Source organism: Streptomyces sp. UNOC14_S4, from assembly GCF_020740835.1.
GTDB lineage: Bacteria > Actinomycetota > Actinomycetes > Streptomycetales > Streptomycetaceae > Streptomyces.
Genome location: NZ_JAINFC010000810.1, coordinates 1 through 2,247, shown reverse-complemented (window position 1 = coordinate 2,247; position 2,247 = coordinate 1). Strand labels below are relative to the sequence as shown.

Below are 2,247 nucleotides of genomic sequence, written 5' to 3'. Positions count from 1 at the left end.
GCGGGCTGGCCACCCGCTACGACAAGACACCCGAGAGCTACCTCGCCGGACTCCATCTGCGCGGCGCGATCCTGTGGATCCGCAGCCTCCAACCCACCTGAAGATCCGAACTACGAACACGCTCTAGGACGCCACGGTGGCCGTCTCGAGCCAGTTCCTCAAGAACCGGCAGGAGGGTCTCGGCGTGGCGGGACGACCACGACAGCGCTACGACCTCGGACTGCGGAAGCGTCGAAGGTGACGGGCTGGGCGCGGCCGAAGCGTCCACGGGCGAGGCCGTGAGCTGTCGGAGCTGAGCGGACCGCATCGGATCGCCGGCAACCGGAGCGCCCAGGAGGTAGGCGACACCGGACCAGGTGACGGTGTAGAGGCGGTACTCACGGGAGCTCGTCTCACGCGCGCCGATCAGTGCTTCGCCCGCGGCGGGGATGATGCAGCCGGGGTTCCGTGCGAACGGCTCCCACGCGCTCAGGGCAAGCAGCTTACGAACGAGTTGACCGACGAGGCGGCGCACGGGGACGTGCTGCACGTGCAGCCATGAGGCCCCGCCGGGCGTCAGAGCCCGCTGTGCGCTGTGCGCCTCCAGCTCGGACATCACGGCCTGGATGTGGGAGTCCAACTCCTCCCGGTCGGTCGTCGGAACTTCGAGAGCCGTCGTGGCGATCCACTCCGCCGTCGGCTGGTCCCGCAGGGCGTCTTCTGGGACGAGCGCCCACCGGTACGCAGCGTCCGCCCACACTCGGGCGAGGGCGAGCGGACCCGCGTCCACCGGGTTCACAGCAGGCTTCCTTCGAGGAAGGGGCCCGAGTGTCGGCCCTCACCGAGGATCTGCAGGAGATCGTGCGGAGCATGCGCCGTTGGAGGTACCGGGGTACCGGGGGAGCCGTAGCCCCAGGCCGCGTGGACGTAGGCAACTCCAGCCCGCTGCGCGGCTTCATGGTCAACCGCCATATCGCCCACGAAAGTGGCTTGCGCCGGATCAGCACAGAGATCGACGAGCGCGAGCAGCAGGGGGTCGGGGGCCGGCTTGCCGCGGCCAGGACCGCCGGCTGCGCGAACCGAGCCGAACGGGCACCCGAGCTGCGCCAGCAGCGGAGCCGCACGATCCAGAGGCTTGGAAGTGACGACAGCGAGCAGCCATCCGCGGGCGACGAGGGTGTGGAGTACTTCCTCCACCCCCTCGAACGGCCGAGCCAGATGGGCGAAGGCCTTCGATGCCTCCGAGTACGTCTGATGAACCGCCTCGGCATTGGTCACGCCCAGACGCCTCATGATGTCGTTGAACGGGCGGCCCAAGTGCTGTTCGTACTGCTCGAACTGCACGTCGACGCAGTGGTGCTGCCGGACTGCGTGCCACGCCTCCTGCATCACCGGCCGTGTGTCGAGCAGGACCCCGTCGAGGTCAAGAAGCAGCGAGCGCTGTGCGCCGCAGTGTGCCGGATGGGTGTGGGAGCTCTGCATCGCGGAGCAAGGTGTCGAGATCATGCATTTCTCCCTCGAAAGCGGAGGTGGGAACGCAGTGGGCCGAAGGGCGTGCCGAGTTCCGAATGCCCGTGGGAGCAGCCCTTGGTGATCACTCCTCGGGAGGCAGATCGGGCACGCTGACCGGCGGTGGGCTCGGTACGGCGTTGTGGTGGTGCTCAAGCTGGACGAGCTGTGCGAGCAGCCAGACTGTGGCGACGACACCGGCCCCGTACGTCCACTTGCACACGGTGCCGACCGGGTCGTACCAGACGAGGCGGCGTCGAGTTCGCGCGTGGCCCCTCATGGCACGGCCGCCAGGTGGAGCTGCTCGGCCCCTTCGTTGGCGAGTGCGAGGAGGTCGCGACAGATGCAGGCCAGTTCCTGGGCGTACACACAGCGCACGACCGTGGGCCCTGATTTCGGCTCGTTGTTCAGCCTGTCCCGCATGGAAGCGGTCACGTGGCGGATCTGGTCGCCCTGGCCGTACTGCGCCCAGTCCTTGGTCTCGATCTCGGGCAGGAGCAGCTGGATGTGGCCACGTAGGCGCAGCAGCAAGTGATCGACGGTGGCGGCCGGCGGCAGTCTGTCGAGGGTGACGCGGACCGTGCCCATGATGTCGTCGATGTCGATGGGGTATTCGTCCGGTCTGATCTGGGGGCCTTCCCGGCGGGTGGCGCGCAGGCGGCGGCCGACGATCTCGAGGACCCTCACAGCACGGTCACCGGGCTGGCCGTGGTCGGCGTGGTTGTGAACCGAGAAGCGGCGGGGGAGAAGCCTTGGGGG

At 68.4% G+C, this 2,247-nt stretch carries 3 protein-coding genes and 1 pseudogene; 1 reads left to right on the top strand and 3 read right to left on the bottom strand.

Going from position 1 to position 2,247, the window contains the following annotated elements:
• Nucleotides 1-101, top strand: a pseudogene (locus K6I34_RS35990) (IS5/IS1182 family transposase); the annotation flags it as partial.
• A gap of 673 nt (nucleotides 102-774) precedes the next feature.
• On the opposite strand, the gene K6I34_RS35985 reads toward K6I34_RS35990, so the two are convergent.
• The 3 genes from K6I34_RS35985 to K6I34_RS35975 all read right to left on the bottom strand — a co-directional run.
• The gene (locus K6I34_RS35985; protein ID WP_229332234.1) at nucleotides 775-1,485 is read right to left on the bottom strand and encodes an HAD family hydrolase; all 711 of its coding nucleotides are present in this window, start codon (nucleotides 1,483-1,485) and stop codon (nucleotides 775-777) included.
• Nucleotides 1,486-1,573: 88 nt separating this feature from the next.
• The gene (locus K6I34_RS35980; RefSeq protein WP_229332233.1) at nucleotides 1,574-1,768 is read right to left on the bottom strand and encodes a hypothetical protein; all 195 of its coding nucleotides are present in this window, start codon (nucleotides 1,766-1,768) and stop codon (nucleotides 1,574-1,576) included.
• Nucleotides 1,765-2,247: DUF6415 family natural product biosynthesis protein (locus K6I34_RS35975; RefSeq protein WP_229332232.1), on the bottom strand; the 483-nt coding region annotated here is incomplete at its 5' end. The genes K6I34_RS35975 and K6I34_RS35980, both read right to left, overlap by 4 nt.

What these genes read in the sequence shown, in the direction of transcription:
- K6I34_RS35985 (WP_229332234.1), bottom strand. Translation starts at nt 1,485, where the DNA reads ATGATCTCGACACCTTGCTCCGCGATGCAGAGCTCCCACACCCATCCG.
- K6I34_RS35980 (WP_229332233.1), bottom strand. Translation starts at nt 1,768, where the DNA reads ATGAGGGGCCACGCGCGAACTCGACGCCGCCTCGTCTGGTACGACCCG.